The organism is Shewanella sp. DC2-4 (assembly GCF_013248875.1).
GTDB lineage: Bacteria > Pseudomonadota > Gammaproteobacteria > Enterobacterales > Shewanellaceae > Shewanella > Shewanella oncorhynchi.
Genome location: NZ_JABRVR010000002.1, coordinates 3,609,520 through 3,626,635, shown reverse-complemented (window position 1 = coordinate 3,626,635; position 17,116 = coordinate 3,609,520). Strand labels below are relative to the sequence as shown.

Annotated in this window: 13 protein-coding genes and 1 tRNA gene; 7 read left to right on the top strand and 7 right to left on the bottom strand. The window is 44.3% G+C overall.

Translation table 11 applies throughout. The annotated features are described in order from the left end of the window. Window positions 1–45: 45 nt before the first annotated feature. Genes parE through parC form a run of 3 tightly spaced genes read left to right on the top strand, consistent with a single transcriptional unit; the run spans window position 46 to window position 5,426 of the window. Window positions 46–1,932, top strand: a complete 1,887-nt coding sequence (parE, locus tag HQQ92_RS16505) for a DNA topoisomerase IV subunit B (RefSeq protein WP_105251473.1) — start codon at window positions 46–48, stop codon at window positions 1,930–1,932. Window positions 1,933–1,984: 52 nt separating this feature from the next. Next, window positions 1,985–3,157: a sorbosone dehydrogenase family protein gene (locus HQQ92_RS16500; RefSeq protein WP_105251474.1), complete on the top strand. Its 1,173-nt coding sequence runs from the start codon at window positions 1,985–1,987 to the stop codon at window positions 3,155–3,157. Beyond that, the gene (parC, locus tag HQQ92_RS16495; protein WP_105251475.1) at window positions 3,150–5,426 is read left to right on the top strand and encodes a DNA topoisomerase IV subunit A; all 2,277 of its coding nucleotides are present in this window, start codon (window positions 3,150–3,152) and stop codon (window positions 5,424–5,426) included. Before HQQ92_RS16500 ends, parC begins: the two co-directional genes overlap by 8 nt. A gap of 166 nt (window positions 5,427–5,592) precedes the next feature. Here the strand turns inward: parC and HQQ92_RS16490 are convergent, their stop codons facing one another. Both HQQ92_RS16490 and HQQ92_RS16485 read right to left on the bottom strand, forming a co-directional pair. After that, a complete protein-coding gene (locus HQQ92_RS16490) occupies window positions 5,593–6,651 on the bottom strand; it encodes a porin (protein WP_105251476.1) in 1,059 nt (352 codons plus the stop codon). 435 nt (window positions 6,652–7,086) lie between these two features. Then, on the bottom strand, window positions 7,087–8,151 hold the full coding sequence (locus HQQ92_RS16485) for a porin (RefSeq protein WP_173246856.1): 1,065 nt from the start codon (window positions 8,149–8,151) through the stop codon (window positions 7,087–7,089). Window positions 8,152–8,577: 426 nt separating this feature from the next. Here HQQ92_RS16485 and tcdA point away from each other — a divergent pair, with 426 nt between their 5' ends. Continuing rightward, on the top strand, window positions 8,578–9,387 hold the full coding sequence (tcdA, locus tag HQQ92_RS16480) for a tRNA cyclic N6-threonylcarbamoyladenosine(37) synthase TcdA (RefSeq protein ID WP_173246853.1): 810 nt from the start codon (window positions 8,578–8,580) through the stop codon (window positions 9,385–9,387). Window positions 9,388–9,472: 85 nt separating this feature from the next. On the opposite strand, the gene HQQ92_RS16475 is transcribed toward tcdA, so the two are convergent. Beyond that, on the bottom strand, window positions 9,473–11,098 hold the full coding sequence (locus tag HQQ92_RS16475) for an ATP-binding protein (RefSeq protein WP_173246850.1): 1,626 nt from the start codon (window positions 11,096–11,098) through the stop codon (window positions 9,473–9,475). A gap of 168 nt (window positions 11,099–11,266) precedes the next feature. Here HQQ92_RS16475 and HQQ92_RS16470 point away from each other — a divergent pair, with 168 nt between their 5' ends. Beyond that, window positions 11,267–11,878, top strand: a complete 612-nt coding sequence (locus tag HQQ92_RS16470) for a superinfection exclusion B family protein (protein ID WP_105251480.1) — start codon at window positions 11,267–11,269, stop codon at window positions 11,876–11,878. Window positions 11,879–12,019: 141 nt separating this feature from the next. On the opposite strand, the gene HQQ92_RS16465 is transcribed toward HQQ92_RS16470, so the two are convergent. Next, a complete protein-coding gene (locus tag HQQ92_RS16465) occupies window positions 12,020–12,151 on the bottom strand; it encodes a DUF3149 domain-containing protein (protein WP_105251481.1) in 132 nt (43 codons plus the stop codon). Between the two features lie 311 nt (window positions 12,152–12,462). Between HQQ92_RS16465 and HQQ92_RS16460 the strand changes: the two genes are divergently transcribed. Together HQQ92_RS16460 and HQQ92_RS16455 are read left to right on the top strand one after the other, a co-directional pair. Then, on the top strand, window positions 12,463–14,052 hold the full coding sequence (locus tag HQQ92_RS16460) for a bacteriohemerythrin (protein WP_131524106.1): 1,590 nt from the start codon (window positions 12,463–12,465) through the stop codon (window positions 14,050–14,052). A 146-nt stretch (window positions 14,053–14,198) separates the two neighbouring features. Further along, window positions 14,199–14,285, top strand: a tRNA-Leu gene (locus tag HQQ92_RS16455). An 87-nt stretch (window positions 14,286–14,372) separates the two neighbouring features. Here the strand turns inward: HQQ92_RS16455 and modC are convergent. From modC to modA, 3 genes are read right to left on the bottom strand one after another with little or no spacing between them, the layout of a single operon-like run. Next, on the bottom strand, window positions 14,373–15,458 hold the full coding sequence (gene modC, locus HQQ92_RS16450) for a molybdenum ABC transporter ATP-binding protein ModC (protein ID WP_173246847.1): 1,086 nt from the start codon (window positions 15,456–15,458) through the stop codon (window positions 14,373–14,375). Further along, window positions 15,452–16,165 carry a molybdate ABC transporter permease subunit gene (modB, locus tag HQQ92_RS16445; RefSeq protein WP_107402628.1) on the bottom strand — a complete coding sequence of 238 codons (714 nt, stop codon included), beginning with the start codon at window positions 16,163–16,165 and terminating at the stop codon, window positions 15,452–15,454. The genes modC and modB overlap by 7 nt, the downstream gene beginning before the upstream one ends. After that, complete coding sequence (modA, locus tag HQQ92_RS16440) at window positions 16,161–16,952, bottom strand: molybdate ABC transporter substrate-binding protein (RefSeq protein ID WP_173246845.1); 792 nt, start codon at window positions 16,950–16,952, stop codon at window positions 16,161–16,163. Before modA ends, modB begins: the two co-directional genes overlap by 5 nt. Window positions 16,953–17,116: the final 164 nt, after the last annotated feature.

The window sequence follows — 17,116 nt, the reverse complement described above, 5'->3', positions numbered from 1 at the left end:
GCCGAGCCGCAACATGGCCGGATATAACAACCTATAGCGTGCCCTATGACAAATCAATACACCTCTGACGCCATTGAAGTTCTCAACGGACTCGATCCTGTTAAACGCCGTCCAGGTATGTATACCGACACCTCCAGACCTAACCATTTGGGCCAAGAGGTCATAGATAACAGTGTCGATGAGGCATTGGCAGGTCACGCGACAAAAATTGAAGTTGTTCTACATACAGATAACTCCCTCGAAGTCACTGATGATGGCCGTGGTATGCCGGTGGATATCCACCCAGAAGAAGGCATTCCTGGGGTTGAGTTAATTCTGACCAAATTGCATGCTGGCGGTAAATTTTCGAATAAAAACTACCAGTTCTCCGGTGGTTTACACGGTGTTGGTATCTCGGTGGTTAACGCTTTGTCGCGCCGTGTCGAAGTCACGGTTCGCCGTGATGGCCAAGTGTATGACATCGCTTTTGAAAATGGATTTAAGGTTGAAGATTTACGCCCAACAGGGACCTGTGGTCGTCGTAATACGGGGACTAGAGTGCATTTTTGGCCCGATGCGAGCTATTTTGATTCGGCTAACTTCTCAAATTCAAAACTGATTTATCTGCTTCGTGCTAAAGCGGTACTGTGTCCAGGTTTACGGATTAAATTCACCAATAAACAGACAAACGAAGTCCATGAATGGTTCTATGAAAGCGGCCTAACTGATTATTTAAAGGCGGCTATCGGTGACAATTTAAGATTGCCAGAAGAGCCGTTTGTGGGTTGCTTTAAAGGTCAACTAGAAGCTGCAGATTGGGCCATTACTTGGTTGCCTGAAGGCGGCGAATCTATTGGTGAGAGTTATGTTAACTTAATTCCGACTCCACTGGGTGGTACCCATGTGAATGGTTTCCGCCAAGGTTTATTGGAATCTATGCGGGAGTTCTGTGAGTTCAGAAATTTAATTCCCCGTGGCATTAAACTTTCACCCGAAGATATCTGGGATCGCGCCGCGTTTATATTGTCGGTGAAGATGCAAGAACCGCAATTCGCTGGTCAAACAAAAGAAAAGCTTTCTAGTCGCCAATGTGCTGCTTTTGTGTCTGGCGTTGTGCGTGACGCATTCTCACTCTGGTTGAACTCAAATACCGAGTTAGCTGAATCCTTAGCCGAAATGTGCATTAATAATGCCCAGAGCCGCTTAAAGGCCGCTAAAAAAGTGGCTCGCAAAAAGGTGACTTCGGGACCTGCACTGCCGGGTAAGCTAACAGACTGTAGTGGCCAAGATCCGATGCGCGGAGAGTTATTCCTCGTGGAAGGGGATTCTGCGGGTGGTAGTGCTAAACAGGCCCGCGATCGTGAGTTTCAAGCCATCATGCCGCTGCGTGGCAAAATCTTGAATACCTGGGAAGTAGATGCTTCACAGGTGTTAGCTTCACAGGAAGTCCATGATATTTCGGTCGCGATTGGTTGCGATCCCGATAGTAGTGATATCTCTGAATTACGTTATGGCAAGATTTGTATCCTTGCGGATGCCGACTCAGACGGACTGCACATTGCTACCTTGTTATGCGCGCTATTTTTGAAGCATTACCGCATCTTAGTTGAGCAGGGTCATGTGTATATTGCTATGCCGCCGTTGTTCCGTATTGATATCGGCAAAGAGGTTTATTACGCCTTAGATGAGGCAGAAAGAGCGGGTATTTTAGACCGTATTGCCGCTGAGAATAAAAAGGGTAAGGTACAAGTCACCCGCTTTAAGGGCTTGGGTGAGATGAATCCTTTACAACTTCGTGAAACAACGATGGATCCAAACACCCGTCGTTTAGTACAGTTGACGATAGATGACATCGAAGAAACGGATGCTTTGATGGATATGTTGCTCGCTAAGAAGCGTTCGCCGGACCGTAAAAACTGGCTTGAAGATAAGGGTGACATGGCTTTACTTTAATGTTGTGCACTATTGCCGATAACAATAAAACATAGGCATAAAGAAAATTACAATGTTGTATATTAAAACTAATAATTATAATTGCTTAAAGGTGTTTTCTGCCGGTTTTACGCTCTTAGCGAGTGTGACGTTATTGCTCTGCAATAGCGCCTTTGCGGGTTCCCAATCGATCATGATTACCGTCGCTAAGGGGTTTGGTTTATCGCTTTATGCCTCGGATATTGGCGATGCTAAGCAGATGGCGATGGGGGCTAATGGCACTTTATTTGTCGGTTCCAATAAGAGCGGCACTATCCATGCTCTCGTTGATAGTAATCAAGATGGTCGTGTCGATAAGCGCTATGTGATAGCCAAAGGGCTTGAATCACCCGATGCGATTGCATTCCACAATGGTGACTTGTTTGTCGCCACTGAAAATCAAATAGTGCGCTTTGTTGATATTGAGCAAAGATTGCGCCGCCCGAGTCGACCCAAAGAGATTTACAGTGACTTGCCTTACTCAGAGAAGAAAAGTTCTCGGGCAATTAATTTTGGCCCAGATGGCCGTTTATATGTGTCTATTGGTGCGCCCTGTAACGTCTGTGAAGCGCCAGTGCCTTACAGTAGTATCATAGCGATCAATGTTGATACAGGCGCGAGTGAGCAGATTGCGGCTGGTGTGCGTGATGCAAGTGGATTTGATTGGTCGCCAATAGACAAAAAATTATGGTTTGCCGATCAAGGCCGTGATTGGATGGGGGACAACTTACCACCCGATGAGATTAACCGCATCGATGTGATAGGGAGTCATTATGGCTTCCCTTATTTACATGCCAGTAGTGTTGTCGAACCCGCCTATGAAAAACCGAAAAATTTAAAAATCACTCTGCCAATGTATGAGTTGCCAGCCCATGTTGCACCCACGGGACTTGCATTTTATCGCGGCAGTCAATTTCCCGATATTTACCATAATCAGTTGTTTGTCGCCGAAAATGGCTCGTGGAATCGTTCGAGTAAAGTTGGCTATCAAGTGGTGATGTTGAAGATTGAAGATCAAAAAGTGGTGAGTCGTGAAACGGTTGTTAGTTTCCTTGACGGTGAATTTCCCGTTGCTCGACCCTTTGCGCTGTTATCGGCATCCGATGGTGCTATGTACATCTCCGATGATTTAAAAGGTAACGTGTATCGCTTGTTTTATAAGGGCGATAGTACTGAAGAAACACAGGAACTAGAAGAAAATGAGTGACGCTATCAAGTTAAGTCTCGATGGGGTAGAGCAAATGCCATTGCGGCGCTTTACCGAAGAGGCTTATCTGAACTATTCCATGTACGTCATTATGGACCGAGCCCTGCCACACATTGGTGATGGACTTAAACCGGTACAGCGTCGAATTATCTATGCGATGAGTGAGTTAGGTTTATCGGCTCAATCTAAGCATAAAAAGTCGGCCCGTACGGTTGGTGACGTATTAGGTAAATACCATCCTCACGGCGATAGTGCCTGTTATGAGGCTATGGTATTGATGGCGCAGCCATTTTCATATCGCTACCCGTTAGTCGATGGCCAAGGTAACTGGGGTGCCCCCGATGATCCTAAGTCATTTGCGGCTATGCGTTATACCGAAGCACGTCTCTCTAAATTCTCTGAAGTGTTACTCAGTGAACTGGGACAAGGTACGGTTGAATGGGGTGCTAACTTCGATGGCACTTTGAAGGAACCTAAAGTACTGCCTGCACGTTTACCGCATATCTTACTCAATGGTATTACTGGTATTGCCGTAGGTATGGCGACGGATATTCCGCCGCATAACGTGAGAGAATTAGTCTCCGCCTGCGTAGCATTGCTCGATGATCCTAAGCTTGAACTCGAGCAATTGATGGCCTTTGTACCAGGCCCTGATTATCCAACTGAAGCCGAGATTATTACCCCGTCTGCCGATATTGCAAAAATTTATGAGTCGGGCCGTGGGTCATTAAGAGCACGTGCGGTTTACACTGTCGATGGCGGTGAAATCATCATCACGGCGCTGCCGCATCAAGCCAGTAGCGGTAAAATCTTAGAGCAAATCGCCGGTCAAATGCAGGCGAAGAAATTGCCTATGGTGGCCGATTTACGCGATGAGTCGGATCATGAAAACCCTGTGCGTCTTGTGGTGGTGCCGCGCTCCAATCGCGTTGATTGCGATCAACTGATGGCGCATTTGTTTGCCACTACAGATTTAGAAAAGAGCTTTAGAGTTAACTTAAACGTGCTGGGTCTCGATGGACGTCCGCGAGTTAAAGGGTTGAAAACCTTATTAACTGAGTGGTTAGAGTTCCGCGTTGATACGGTTAAACGTCGTTTAGAATATCGTTTAGACAAGGTGGTATCGCGGTTACATATACTCGAAGCCCTAATGATCGCTTTCCTCAACATTGATGAAGTGATCGAGATTATTCGTTTTCACGATGATCCTAAAGCCGAGTTGATGGCCCGTTTTTCACTCAGTGATAAACAAGCCGAATCGATCCTCGAGTTAAAGTTACGGCATTTAGCTAAGTTAGAAGAATTTAAGATTACGGCCGAACAAAATGAGCTTGAAGCCGAACGCGAAAAACTGGAGCAGTTATTGGGCTCAGAGCGTCGCTTGAAGACGTTGATCAAGAAAGAATTAATTCAAGATGCCGAAACCTATGGCGATAATCGTCGCTCGCCAATCGTATTGCGTAATGAGTCCAAAGCATTAACTGAACAAGAGTTAACACCGACAGAAGCCGTGACTGTTGTCTTATCTGAAAAAGGTTGGGTGCGTTGTGCTAAGGGCCACGATATCGATCCTTTGTCGCTCTCCTATAAGTCTGGCGACCAATATCTATGTAGCGCGATGGGACGTAGTAATCAGGCCGCAGTGTTTATTGATTCGTCTGGGCGGGCTTTTGCGACGGATAGCCATACTCTGCCATCGGCCCGTAGCCAAGGTGAGCCTATTACGACTCGCTTCAATATGGCACCTGGCGAAACCATGCAGCATGTGTTGATGGGTGAAGAAGACCAATGTTACTTGTTAGCAACGGATGCGGGTTACGGTTTTATTTGTTCATACAACGATATGGTGTCGCGCAATAAAGCGGGTAAAGCCTTGCTGAGTCTACCAACAAACGCTAAATCATTAACGCCTAAGTTGATCGACCGCACTAAAGAAATGTCACTGCTAGCGATTACAAACGAAGGGCGGATGTTACTGTTTTCGCTAGAAGCGTTACCGCAATTATCCAAGGGTAAAGGTAATAAAATTATTGGCATACCAACCGAAAGAGCCAAGAGTCGCGATGAACTTATGACACATTTACAATTAGTGCCGAGTGATACGCCGGTTACCTTGTGGGCAGGTAAGCGCAAGCTCACACTGAAGCCAAGCGATCTTGAGCATTATCGAGGTGAACGTGGTCGTCGTGGTGCAAAATTGCCTAGAGGATTACAACGTGTCGATAGCGTTGAATTAGGTGACGGTGGTGATGCTTTAGCGAGCATCTAATGCTTTGTAATGGCTTCAATGCTATAAAGAATTAAATGGGTTAACTAAAACCACCTCAGTTTGGCTTAGGTGGTTTTTTATTTTTTGCGTTTTGGATTAGATTATGAGACATAAAAAAACCTACTGTATTACTACAGTAGGTTTCTATTATCTCTTAGGTAAGAGATTAGAAGTCGTAACGTACGCCTACAGAGAATACGTTGTCATCTTGTAGATCTGTTTTAGCATTAGCAACAGTAAAATCACCACGGTACATAGCGTATTGACCATAGATCATAGTTGATTTCGCTAAGCGATAATCAGCACCAATGTTGAAGTTTTGGAAATTGATGTCATCAGCACCTTTTACGCCGCCCAGTTTAGTGTAAGCGCCACCTAAACCAGCTTCATCAATGCCGTATTCAGCCTTCAGGTTTACACCGTTCAGATCATAAGAAACGTTAACAAAGTAAGTGTTACCTTCGATGTCATTGTTCACAACATCTTCAGAGTTTTGGAATAAACCACCAACTTTGAATTGACCGAATTTTGCTTGGCCAACTAAACGGTATGCATCAACACCAGCAATGCCTTTGTTATAGGCTACTGCAGCATAGTAATTCTGCTCTTTAAACTTGCTGTCACCTAGAGTTGCGCTTAATGCATATAGGCTTTCAGAAGTCTTAGCTGTAGTGTCGTTATCATCAAATTGATAGTTAGCGTTTAATGTCACTAAGCCTGCAATTTTTGGTGAATAGTACCAAGCACCATCGGCAGTACGAGTTTGGGCACTGACTAAACGGTCGATATCGGCGTTAGTGTTACCGAAAATATCCACAGCACCTTCGGCTTGTTTGAATACTGAGTCATTACGACCCACTAACACAGTACCAGCGTTAGTTTTTAAACCTAAGAAAGTGTTACGTGCTTTGAAAACATCACCTGCACCAGAAGTGTTTTCAACTTGGAATTCCATTTGGTAGATAACGTCAAAGCCATCAGCAATTTTTTCTGAACCTTTAACACCTAATAGAGAGAAGTTGTTTTCTAAATAAGTACCTGCGTTATTCTCATCGGCATAGTTTGCTTCTAAGCCGTTAGTACCTGATTGTAGAGTGGCACCTGTGTCAGTATGGGTTAGAGCAAGCTCTAAACGACCATAGAAGCTTGGGCCTTCGGCTAGCGCACCGAATGAAGCCAATGCCAATACTGATGCAACTGATGCAGAGATGAATGTCTTTTTCATGTTTTGTGCTCCCTCGAACCTAAGTTCTTATCCATTTTTCATGGTTTTTGTGTGGTTTAACGCATTTGCTACCTGAGTCGGTAACAAAGTTGCCGCCGATTTTTACAGTTTTACGACTCGCAGGCTGTGGCGCAGATCATGTTTTTGGCTCTCCTTGCCTATATTCGGGCCATTTCTGGGATCTTTCCTTATATCTTGACTGCAAATTTACCTGAAAGGGGTAAAACTCTATTTTTCACTTACTACTTAAGTGGTAGGTAAGGCGGATTGCCTTAGATAGTGCGTCGGCGAGGGTAACTGTAGCATATACTAATGCTGTAGCAAGTCTGTCATATTGGTTATAGATTTGTGTTTGGGGGCGATATCTAAGCAGAAAAAGCGGCCGAAGCCGCTTTTTTATCAATAAATAACCTTGGGGTTAGTTGATTAATCTATTTAAAAATCAACGCGTAAACCGACAGTAAAGATGTTGTCATTCAGGTCTTGCTTTACATCGGCCAACATAAGATCACCATCGAAGCGTGTGTAGTGACCATAGACCATAGTCTTAGTGCTCAGGCGGTAATCAGCTCCCACACTGAACTGTTGTAGGTCAACATCGCTGACTTGTTCTAAACCGCTGTTGCCTTGGTCACCAACATAACGGCTCACGTACTTGCCTAGACCTGAGTCATCTTTGCCGTACATCATCTTTAGTTTTAAGTCGCCAATTAAGTAGGCTGCGTTGACAAAATAGGTATCGCCTGAGAGATTGGCAAACTTATCATCTACATGCTCACTGTGTTGATATAAGGCACCTAAGATTACGTCACCGAATTTAGCTTGGGCCACACCACGATAGGCTTCAACGTTATCAATACCATCACTATAGGCGGCAGCGACATAGTAGTTTTGTGCTTTAAAGGCTTTATCCCCTAAGGTGGCGCTCAGAGCATACATTTGATCTTTGCTATACACGTCGTTGCCATTGCTATCCACTTGGTCATAGTTATCACTCATCAGATAAGTGGCATTAAGCGTCACGAGATCGGCAATTTTAGGTGAATAGTAAGAAATGCCATCGGCGGAGCGTGTTTGGCCTGCAACCAGTAAGTCGATATCAGCATTGGTATTACCGAAAAGATCGAAGCTTCCTTCAGCTGCTTTAAATACGGTATCGTTACGACCCACTAAAGCCGTACCTGCGGCACTTCTGATACCTAGGAATGTATTACGGGCATTGAAGGTTTTATTTGAGTTATCAAAGTTTTCGACACCAAATTCCATTTGATAAATGATGTCAAAGTAAGGGCTTACAGCTTCAGAACCTTTTACGCCTAACCAAGAGAAGTTGTTTTCAAGAACAGTGCCCTCCTTTTGGTTTTGAGTTGCATAACCTGTGTCTGAATTGGTAATGGCAAGATCAGCATGACCATAGAATTCAGGGCCATCGGCGAGTGCTGTGAATGAATAGAGTGTGAGGCTAGAAATAATAGCCGTCGTCAGTAGATTCTTTTTCATCTTCATTTTCCTGTGCTTATCGCTGTTATATGCATTGATAACTTCAGTATCTATGCATGCTGTTGAGCTTTTATGCGGCAAAGTCTGCACAGACTTGAAATGATAAAGTGTGATCTTGATCAAGTTTCATATAAAGGATGGCTTATTCAACATATTGTTTTACAAGTGAAATACATGTTTTTATTAAGTCGATTACCAAATGACTCGGTGGTAAATGATGGGCCTTTGCTTTTATTACACTCATTTAGTATTCGTATCCCTTTGCATCTAGTGTTTGGTGGCTGAGGATCTGATTTCGGTTTATGTCGATATCGTTTAGAATCCACGGCACATTTCTGGTGTTGCTATTAAGCTGCCCCTGTTGGCATCCATTCGATGCTAGGGCAAGCGCTCCTGCTGTTATTGGGTAATATAAGGTAAGTATTTATGACTGAGGCCTATCTAAATCGATTTGGCGGAATTGGCCGTTTGTATGGACAAAAGGCTCTGGCTAAATTTGCCACATCCCATGTGATGGTGATTGGCATTGGTGGCGTCGGTACTTGGGCGGCTGAAGCCTTAGCGCGGAGCGGCATAGGGCAGATAAGCTTGATGGATTTAGATGATATCTGTGTCACTAATACTAACCGACAAATACATGCTCTTAGCTCCACCATCGGCGGTTCTAAAGTTGCTGTGATGGCACAACGGATCCGTGAAATTAATCCTGATTGCCAAGTGAATGAAATTGAAGATTTTATTACATTGGATAATCTAGGCGAGTATTTGCTTGGAGCTAAAGAGGGTGGCAATATTGATTATGTTATTGATTGTATTGATGCCGTTAAGCAGAAGGCTGCGTTAATTGCTTGGTGTAAACGTCAAAAAATTAAGATAGTGACAGTGGGCGGTGCGGGTGGACAGACAGATCCGACGCAAATTCAGTTAACTGATCTCGCTAAAACCTACCAAGATCCTTTGCTAGCTAAAGTGCGTAATATTTTGCGCCGCGAGTATAACTTCTCTAAAAACGTGCAACGCCGGTTTGCTATCGATGCTGTTTTTTCCAGTGAGCAGTTAGTGTATCCCCAAGCCGATGGCTCAGTGTGCGGTACTAAAGCGGCGGCTGATGGCAGCATGAGGATGGATTGTGCTTCTGGTTTTGGGGCTGTGACTATGGTAACTGGGACATTTGGTTTTGTAGCGGCAAGTCGCGTGTTAGCGCGATTGGCACTGCAGGCTCAAGAGGCGGTTTAAACTCTTAACCTAGATTCAGTCAAGATATCACCGCTTTCAAGGGCGGTGATACCCCTTCAATATTATGTATTTTCATTGGTTATACCTAGATATAAAAATCTTGTTGATTATTGACTGGTTCACATTGAGTGTATGGAAATTTAATATCAAATTGCGGGCCGCCTAGTTTTGAGTCTGCGCTATAACTCATAGTGCCTTTCAACAGTGTTGCGGCATTAAAGGCCGCTGATAATCCTAAGCCAGTACCACCTTTATTACGATTTGTAGTAAAGAAGGGTTCGAACATGTGCTCAGCAACATCGGCTGGAATGGCTAAGCCATTATTTTGAATGCTGATTTGAATTGATTCTTCATCCAAAGTCGCACTAATGTGGATAAGATTGTCTTCATGTCCTTGGAATGCATGGGTAAAGGCGTTCGAGAGAATATTACTAACAATTTGATTTAACAAACTGATATTGGTTTTGATATTGAGTGTAGGCTCCACGTTGATCTCCGTTGAGGCGTTAACATTGGGATGCATAATTAATGTCGACTCTAGGATTTCATGTAGCTGCTGGTTTAGATTACAGCATTGGTGTTCTTCATGACTGCGATCGATGGCGATCGTTTTAAATTTTTGAATTAAACTACTGGCTTTAGTGATATTACGGACAATGAGTTCACAGCTTTCTTGGTACTCATTAAGTATTTCATTTATCTCATCTAATGTAGCTTGATCGCTGTGGATCAGATCGATCAGTTCTTCAATATGGCTGAGCTGCGCACTCGCCGCCGTCAAACAAATGCCAATTGGGGTGTTTATCTCATGTGCAACCCCTGACACGAGTCCACCCAAGGCCGCCATTTTTTCTTGCTCAACTAAAACCTGTTGTGCTCGTTTTAGTGCGCTAAGGGATTGTTCTAACTCTAGTGTTCTTTCTTTGACTTGTCTTGCGAGCTCTTCTTTATAGCTACGTTCGAGCTTGAGTAGCCGCTCTCTATCTTCTAAGGCTATTTGCAGTTCCGTCTTAGAATTCTTTAAGGCGCTAAATGAGCTTCTAAGTTGTACTTGCATGCTATTGATGGAATCGGCGACTTGTTTGAATTCATCAATTTTTTCATGACGGTCAAATTGTAGTGGCTCATATTCATGGTCTATGTCGATATTTTTGCAGTATTGGCTGAGTTTATCTAAGTGTTTAGTAATGTTGAACCACACTAAAAATAGAATAAACCCAGCCACTAAGAAGGTTTTAATGGCATTAGAAAGCAGAATGATAATGGCCTTATCATACAAGCGTTGATAGATAGCATCGACATCGACTTGTATTTCGAGTGTGCCGACATTGATGTTTTCAGTCGGTGATTTATAGACTAAAGGAAAGGTTTTATCTAAGGAGTGTTCTTGTTTCTGCTCGCCTGCATTCCATGCTTGGCCGCTGTCATCTTTAATCGAAATATAGTTAATATCGGGCAGCTGAATTAGCCCATTGAGCTGAGTGTTAATGAGCCGCTCGTCAATAACCCAAATACTGGCGGCGAGCACATCTAAGTTCACCTTTTCCATGTTGGAAAATACTCTATCGATACGCACGACATCATTGCGATAATCACTGATCAACTGATACGCAGTGGTGATTAAGGTGATAACAGAACTAAAAAGTACAATAGACAGGGTAAGGTGCCTGCCTATGGGGCTTTTGATAAGTTGGCTAAAGAATGTCAGCATCTTAAATTTTCTTTATGCAATAGCGGCTTGAGATGCTTATAAGCATAGACCTACAGATCCAGAAAGTGCATTTTCTCGCAGATAAAATCAACGAAATATGTCTTCATTTGTGGCATTAAATTTGCTTATTAGCCGATAAGTTCAATTTTTTGTCACTGGGATAGCACTATGTTTAAACTCAAGCTGGATTCAGTTAAGTTTTTTAGCCCGAAGAAAATGATGTTTAGAGTCATGCTGTGGCTTATGGTGAGTTGTTCTGTCTTACTTCTTATTCCTCCTAATGTGCTGGCAGTGCTGGCGCTCGATAAATTTGTGCCAGAACATGCACAGTTTGTTGGATTAGGTCTAATCGTTTCTATCGCTTATTTTTTGAGTCAATTAATTAACTTAGGCTTAGATGAGTCTATCCGTCATTTAAGTGATAAGCGCGTTATTGAGACGATTGAAGCTAAAGTGAATCTACTTGATCCCGCTGAGCGAGCTTTAGTGAGGGAATTCTTTCTTCAAGGCGCCACGATTTTGACTCTGCCGCAAAATGAACCCGCTGTAAAAAGTCTAGTGAATGCCTGTATCTTAGAAAAGCTCGGTAACGAGCGCCATTATGCGATTCAGGGACCGACCGCTGACTATAAGATTGCCATGAAAGCGCGTATGTACCTCAACCGTGATGTGCTGCGTTTACCTGCCGGTGAGCCGAGCCAAGAAGAAATGCAGTCGTTGATTAAGGCGCGCCCGCAATTTTTGAATGGATTAGTACAAAACAGAAAACACGCAGCATAGGCGTGTTCTACCTCACTCGGATGAGTGCTAGCTATGGTTTAGTTAGCATTTTTAACATGCGAGACAACAAAAAATGGGGGTGATAAAACCCCCTAGATTTTGCATTTATACAAGAAACATGAAGAACAACTGGAGCAAAAACTATGGTTTCGGTGCCGACTTCACAATGAACATCCAAGTGATATAAGACACTATCCCTATTGTGCTAAAGATAACGATCATTGAAAGTAAGCCTATGGGGTTACCAAACATTAGATCTAACCAAAATGCCATGACTGAAATCCTCTTTCCTGTGAAGTCCTCGCTAAATTAGCGGTATTCGATAGCTAAAATACTGATCTCGATCAATAAAAAATCGACATAGGAATACAAAGTCATAACCCTTAGTTAACTCTGTGATCTTGGTCAAATTTAAGGATGTGCTTAACAGCGACGAGTTCAAATAATTTAGCTTTGTTTCTTCTTCCGTTAGCGTCTAGGATTAACCTATTCAACTCGATCGATATTCAGTTAACGCGCTATTCCATTTATTCGTTCTTGTTTTTATATGAAGGCGCGATATCAGTTTTTTAAAGGAGTAAAAAATGGATTCTAAAAAAAGTCACAAGGATTCAATGGGATATAATTCTATCTTTGCGCCACTATTGTTGCTGATTTATCCCCTCTATTGTTTGGTGATCACAGGGCACTTTGTTGCCATTTTGTGTTTAAGCGTGCTCGCCGCCATTTTAATGTTCAACATCAATAAATTAATTCGTAATTTGAGACAACTTGAGCGTGCAGCACACCACTTAGGCGAGGGAGATTTGAGTTATCAATTGGAAGAGAAAGATGCGGGTGTGTTCATTAAGGTAGTACATAACATTAATCGCATGGGCGAAGATGTCAGCCGTACGATTTTGTCTTTATCTGATACCTGTGAAGGGATGAAAAAAGTCGCCTCGGATATCAAGGTTATTAGTGAACAGGCAAAGCAAGGCGTGTTAGAGCAAGAGCATCAAACTGAACTGGCAGCCAGTGCAATGACACAGATGGTTTCAAGTGTACAAGCCGTATCGCAAAATGCGGTGAGTGCTGCGCAGGCAGCTGATATTGCCCAAAGTTCTGCTAAGCGCGGCGATCAAATCATGAATGGCATAGTCACTAAAATTGGCGCTATGTCGCAACAGATCCATGATACTCGAACCGTGATCGAGCACTTGGCCGCCGACAGCAACAATATCAGTAGCATTATTGAAACCATTTCGCAGGTGGCCGAACAGACCAATTTACTCGCCTTAAATGCTGCCATTGAAAGTGCGAGAGCGGGTGAACATGGCCGCGGTTTTGCTGTAGTTGCCGATGAAGTGCGTAATCTCGCTAAACGAACATCCGAAGCCACGGTTGAGATCCAGCAGCAAATCGCCGCATTACAAAAAGGCGCACAACATGGTGTTGAAGTCATGTTGAAAAACGTGGCGATTGCCGACGAAACGGCTGATATGGTTGATCAAGCTCACAGTGCACTCGGGCAGATTGTCGCTCAGGTGGAGACCATTACCGATATGTCCCACCAAATCGCCACGGCATCGGGACAACAACATACAGTAGCAGAGGAAATTAATAAAAATATCAGTGTGATGGCTGAGCTAGCCCTGAGTAATGCCTCCCACACCAACAACACTAACTTATCGAGTTTGAAAGTGTATAACATGTCGCAGGAAATCGGCTCCTTGCTGCATCGATTCCATGTGAATGCGGCATTCTTTAATTCGAGTCAGGCGCAAAATAAACTCTTTGTGAAATGGGGGCCTGAGTTAGACATAGGAATGCCTGAGATCAATCGTCAACATCAGCGCTTAGTCTCATTGATCAATGAATTACACCGCACATTAAATGAAGAGTATGGACTCGAAGCCATCAAACGTATCGTGCAAGGATTAGTGGATTACACCGCCAATCACTTTGCCTATGAAGAGGAACTCTTTGCGCGTTTTGGTTACCCTCAAACTGACAGCCACAAGGAAAAACACGGCAAGTTAGTTGGGCAAGTACTTGATTTTCAAAAGCGGGTTGTTAGAGGTGAAGATGTTGCCGACGAATTAATGGCTTTCTTGAAAGCTTGGTTGGTAAACCATATTCAAAAAAGTGATAAAGAATATACCGCTTTTTTATTATCACATGGCGCAGAATAACCTCAAGAGCATGATTTTTGAGCGGTTAAATGCAATTTGTATTAAAGTCGCGGCAAAAGACTTGCCATTGTCATAAGCAAAGGTATAATTCCCAGCACTTAGAGACAGCCAGTTGTTTTGATTGCTTCTAAGTGCATATTTGATATGCCAGTGTGGTGAAATCGGTAGACACAGGGGATTCAAAATCCCCCGCCCTTAAAAGCGTGCCAGTTCGAGTCTGGCCACTGGTACCAAATCCTTCAGATGAAGGAACTAAAACCGACCTAGAGTCGGTTTTTTTGTGCCTGAAATTTGGTTTTCGAACGGTGCTCTAGGTTGAGCTAGTGGGATTCAGCGATATCCATTTGCGTCATAGTCACGCCTTTGATTTGTGCATAAATCGCTTTGCCATGAGTGAGTTGCAGTTCGTCGCAGGCCCAAGGGGTGATGTTGGCCCAAAGTTCATCACGGCCTAGGGCGATTTTTAATTGGATTTGCTCGCCGTTATCACTGGGGTATAACTCTTTAATTTCTCCCTTTAGCAGGTTGCGGATACTTGAGCCTTTGGGGATCTCAGTGCAAACCGAGACATGATTTGCCTGAATACGCACTTTGAGTTTCTTTGCCGTCTCAGCTAGGTAGCCATTTACCCACAAATAGTTTCCATCATCCATCACGAGTCGAGTCATGGGGTAGTCGGGATGTCTGTCGGCGACCTTTGCACTGAGGAGTGAGCTGAGTTCCTGCAATGGCACCCAAGGGCGCATTTGCTCGCTATTCCACACTTCACTTAAGGCCCCTTGGGCGATCAATTTCCCCTGATGCAGCACCAGCATATAATCCGCCAGTTGTAAGATCTCATCTAGGCTGTGGCTCACATACACTATCGGCAGTTTTAGTTCCTGCGATAAGGTTTGCAAGTAGGGCAGTAACTCGCGTTTACGGGGTAAATCGAGTGATGCCAGCGGCTCATCCATTAGCAGCATGTCAGGTGATGTCAGCAGGGCACGGCCAATGGCAACCCGTTGTTTTTCTCCGCCCGATAGCGTGCTGGGATAGCGATTGAGCAGTTTTTCAATTCCCAGTAACTGCACAATTCTATCGAACAAGACTGGGTTAGCTTTACGCACACCATAGTTGAGATTGCCCTTCACGCTATAGTGCGGGAACAGCCGTGCTTCTTGAAATACATAGCCAATTTGGCGCTTCTCTGGGGGAAGGTTCACTTTGCCTTGTTGATAAAGCAGTTTGTCGTCGAGGCGGATTTCACCGCTATCTGGGGTCGAAAGCCCGCCAAGTAGGTTCACGAGCGAGGTCTTACCCGCACCCGAGCGGCCAAAAACGGCTGTCACGCCTTGCAATGGCAATTGGGTATCGACTTTCAGTTGCAGTTGTCCGAGTCGTTTTTCAATATTGATTGTTAACATACGCTTGCTGTCCTCTGCAGGGCTTTTTTACTCAGCCATTGGGAGGCGAGTAAAGATGCTAGTGCGATCACTATTGAGATAATGCACAGACGCATGGCCTGATATTCGGCTCCCGGAGTTTCAATAAAAGAGTACATAGCGAGCGGAATTGTACGGGTTTCACCTGGAATATTAGAAACGAAGGTAATGGTCGAGCCAAATTCCCCTAGGCTGCGAGCAAAGGCGATAATCATGCCTGACACTATCCCCGGAGAGGTGAGCGGCAGTGTGATGGTGAGAAATACCCGCCATCGACTGCTACCTAAAGTGCGTGCGGCCTGCTCGAGTCGAATATCAACTGTTTCAAAGGATTGGCGTATGGCTCTGACCATAAGCGGAAATGACACAATCGCCGCCGCGAGGGCCGCACCGCGCCAACTAAAGCTAAAACTGATGCCAAACCAATTAAATAACCACTGGCCGATAAAACCTTGGCGGCCCATGCTGATCAGCAAGAGGTAACCCACTACCACGGGCGGTAACACCAGTGGTAGATGGAGCACACTGTCAAATATAGCCTTGCCAGGAAACTCGACTCTGGCCAGCACCCAAGCGCACAAAATACCCAAGGGTAAACTGGCGATAACGGCAACGGATGACACCTTTAAGCTGAGCAGCAGTGCGGCAATTTCATAGTCGCTTAGTAGAGAACCACTCAGCACCCTAATTCACTCCAAAGCCATACTTCTCAAACACATTTTTTGCGCTTGGGCCCTGCAGATACTCATTGAACGCTTTGGCGCTTGCGGTCGATTCTTGTTTGACTAAGGCGACAGGGTATTCAATTGGGCTGTAACTCGTTTCTGGGAAGGTGCCAACGATTTTGATCTTTTGAGCGACTTTCGCATCGGTTGAATACACTATGCCAAGCGGCGCTTCACCCTGTTCAACCAAAGCGAGGGCGGCACGGACATTGTTAGCACGGGCGAGTAAGGGCTCAGCGGCTTGCCACTGCTTGAGGTTTTCGAGGGCTTGCTTGGCATATTGTCCAGCGGGTACATGATCTGGATCGCCAACAGCCATACGACTGCCTTTTAATGCGGTTTTAATATCCCAATCGCCATTGAGCACGACTTCTGTGATGGGACTATTTTTCTCGGCAATCAAGACTAAGGTATTTTTTAACAAGGTTTTTCGGCTGTTAACATCGACCGCTTTAGCATCGACCAGATAATCCATCCACTTTTGATTCGCCGAGACAAACAGATCGGCGGGCGCACCATTGGCCACTTGTTTTGCCAGTGTTGAAGAAGAGGCGAAGGAGAATATCACCTTAGTATTGTGTTCTTTTTCATATTGCTGGCCGATTTCGTTAAGTGCATTGGTGAGCGATGCCGCTGCAAAAACAGTCACTTGCTCATTGTCTGCCGCAAAAATAGGGCTAGATGTCAGTACCATTGTGAATAATGAAGCCGTGGTAAAACGCAGTAATTGCTTAAGGTGAATGGATTTCATTGTGTTCCTCCGTGATAAAAAGTGATCGTTATATACCAACCTATATATCGATCATTCAAGCCCTAAGCAATCAATTAGTGATCTGTGTGCGGTTTCTTGCGGATTAATGGTATTCATCCGCTGAAATATCTCGGCAATCTTATTGGTATCCTCAAGACGATGAA

Excerpts from the sequence above, each read along its gene's own strand:
- parE (WP_105251473.1), top strand. The coding sequence starts at position 46 with ATGACAAATCAATACACCTCTGACGCCATTGAAGTTCTCAACGGACTC.
- tcdA (WP_173246853.1), top strand. The coding sequence starts at position 8,578 with ATGACTGAGGCCTATCTAAATCGATTTGGCGGAATTGGCCGTTTGTAT.
- modC (WP_173246847.1), bottom strand. The coding sequence starts at position 15,458 with ATGTTAACAATCAATATTGAAAAACGACTCGGACAACTGCAACTGAAA.
- HQQ92_RS16490 (WP_105251476.1), bottom strand. The coding sequence starts at position 6,651 with ATGAAAAAGACATTCATCTCTGCATCAGTTGCATCAGTATTGGCATTG.
- HQQ92_RS16465 (WP_105251481.1), bottom strand. The coding sequence starts at position 12,151 with ATGGCATTTTGGTTAGATCTAATGTTTGGTAACCCCATAGGCTTACTT.
- parC (WP_105251475.1), top strand. The coding sequence starts at position 3,150 with ATGAGTGACGCTATCAAGTTAAGTCTCGATGGGGTAGAGCAAATGCCA.
- modA (WP_173246845.1), bottom strand. The coding sequence starts at position 16,952 with ATGAAATCCATTCACCTTAAGCAATTACTGCGTTTTACCACGGCTTCA.
- HQQ92_RS16500 (WP_105251474.1), top strand. The coding sequence starts at position 1,985 with ATGTTGTATATTAAAACTAATAATTATAATTGCTTAAAGGTGTTTTCT.
- HQQ92_RS16475 (WP_173246850.1), bottom strand. The coding sequence starts at position 11,098 with ATGCTGACATTCTTTAGCCAACTTATCAAAAGCCCCATAGGCAGGCAC.
- HQQ92_RS16460 (WP_131524106.1), top strand. The coding sequence starts at position 12,463 with ATGGATTCTAAAAAAAGTCACAAGGATTCAATGGGATATAATTCTATC.
- HQQ92_RS16470 (WP_105251480.1), top strand. The coding sequence starts at position 11,267 with ATGTTTAAACTCAAGCTGGATTCAGTTAAGTTTTTTAGCCCGAAGAAA.
- HQQ92_RS16485 (WP_173246856.1), bottom strand. The coding sequence starts at position 8,151 with ATGAAAAAGAATCTACTGACGACGGCTATTATTTCTAGCCTCACACTC.